2 protein-coding genes and 1 pseudogene (1 of these 3 cut by a window edge) are annotated in these 1,856 nt (G+C 72.6%); all 3 read right to left on the bottom strand.

What is annotated here, in order from left to right; genetic code table 11:
• Window positions 1-902 (bottom strand): hypothetical protein (locus tag FDZ70_09200; protein TLM70309.1); only part of this gene is annotated, 902 nt, incomplete at its 3' end.
• A gap of 11 nt (window positions 903-913) precedes the next feature.
• Complete coding sequence (locus FDZ70_09195; protein TLM70308.1) at window positions 914-1,252, bottom strand: P-II family nitrogen regulator; 339 nt, start codon at window positions 1,250-1,252, stop codon at window positions 914-916.
• A gap of 32 nt (window positions 1,253-1,284) precedes the next feature.
• A pseudogene (locus FDZ70_09190) lies at window positions 1,285-1,856 on the bottom strand (ammonium transporter) (it continues 658 nt past the right edge of the window).

Here is a 1,856-nt window from a genome sequence, read left to right as displayed (position 1 = left end):
GCCTCGCCCCGCTCGAGCAGCTCGAACAGCCGAGGCGAGGCGAGCGGCCGCAGGTCCGGCGCGCGGCCGCCGGCGAGGCGACGGCGGACGGTGAGCAGGGTGTGGTGGGCGTCGGCGAGCGCGGACTGCACGAGCGCGGCGTTGATGCGGACGTCCTCGACCGCGTCGAGCGCGAGCAGCGTGGCCGCGCGCGGGCGTGCGCGCCCGAGGTCCCAGCGCGCCGCCGCGATCTTCTCGGCCGCTGAGTCAAGACGCGCCCGCTCGGCGCTGTCGATGATGCCTTCGTCCACCAGCGCTTCGAACCCGGCCCGGGGCCGTCCCGTGAGCACCGACGCGGTCCATGCGAGTTCGTCGAGGTCGCGCTGCCCGCCGGCACCGTCCTTGAGGTCGGGTTCGAGCAGGTACGGCGAGCCCGGGCGCGGCCGGGCGGACAGCGCGCGCAGCACCTCGCGCGAGCGCTTCGCCGCGTCGGCGGCACACTCGGCGAGCACCGCGTCCGCCCACCCCGCGTCGCCGCAGACCACGCGGCCGTTGAGCGTCGCCGTGAGCGTGTCGGTGTCCGCCCGCACCGCGGTGAGCTGCTGCTTGCGGGTGCGCACCTGGTGACCGATCGCGAGGCCCGCGTCCCACAGCGGGTAGAGCACGGCCTCCACGAACGGCTTGACCTTCACGGGCGGCTCGTCGCACAGCACGAGCAGGTCGAGGTCGGACGCCGGCAGCAGCCGGCCGGCGCCCCAGCCGCCGAGCGCGACGATCGCGACGCGCTTCGGGGCGCGCGCCGAGGCCGCCTCCGCGAGTGCGGAGACGGCCTCGTCCATGAGCGCGCACAGCTCCTCGGCGGCCTCGGTCCCGGGGTCGGCCGAGGCGATGAGCTCCTCGCGCGCTGCGAGGTACGGCTGCACGGCCCGGCTCGCTAGAGCGCGTCGTTCCCGCGCTCGCCGGTGCGGATGCGCACGGCGCCGGCGCACTCGTACGTGAACACCTTGCCGTCGCCGATCTTGCCGGTGCGGGCGGCGAGCACGATGGCGTTCTCGACCTGAGGCGCCAGCTCGTCGTCCACGACGACCTCGATCTTGACCTTCGGCACGAAGTCCACGGTGTACTCGGCCCCGCGGTAGATCTCGGTGTGGCCCTTCTGGCGTCCGAAGCCCTTGACCTCGTACGCCGTCAGGCCCTGCACGCCGAGCTTGCCGAGCTCTTCCTTCACCTCGTCGAGCTTGTGCGGCTTGATGACCGCCTCGATCTTCTTCATCTCGATGGAGCTCCTTCCGCGCGCCTGCGCGCCTAGAGGACGTACCCGGTCTCGGCGTGTTCGGCGATGTCGAGGCCCGTGGCCTCGGCGTCGCCGTCCACACGCAGGCCGATGGTCAGGTCGATGATCTTGAGCAGCGCGAAGCTGATCGTGAACGAGAATGCAATCGTGACGACCACCGCGATAAGCTGCGGGACGAGCTGCGTCGCGTTGCCGTAGAGCAGGCCGTCGCGCCCGATCGAGTTGACCGCGGTCGACGCGAAGACGCCGGTCAGTATCGCGCCGGTGGTGCCGCCCACCAGGTGGACGCCCACGACGTCGAGCGCGTCGTCGAACCGGAACTTCGCCTTCAGTTGGATGCCGAAGTAGCACGCGATGCCGGCGGCAAGCCCGATCGCCATGCCGGGCAGCGCGTCCACGAAGCCGCTCGCCGGCGTGATGCCGACCAGGCCCGCGACCGCGCCGGACGCGGCGCCGAGCGTCGTGGCCTTGCCGTGGAAGATCTTCTCCATCGCGAGCCAGCCGAGCATGCCCGCGGCCGCCGCGAGGTGCGTGACCATGAACGCCGAGCCGGCCACGCCATCGGCCGCCAGCTCGATGCCGG

It is taken from the genome of Actinomycetota bacterium (assembly GCA_005774595.1).
Taxonomy (GTDB): Bacteria; Actinomycetota; Coriobacteriia; order Anaerosomatales; family D1FN1-002; genus D1FN1-002.
Note: the sequence above shows the minus strand (reverse complement) of the source record. Positions and strands in the feature narration are given on the sequence as shown.

What these genes read in the sequence shown, in the direction of transcription:
- FDZ70_09195 (TLM70308.1), bottom strand. Translation starts at nt 1,252, where the DNA reads ATGAAGAAGATCGAGGCGGTCATCAAGCCGCACAAGCTCGACGAGGTG.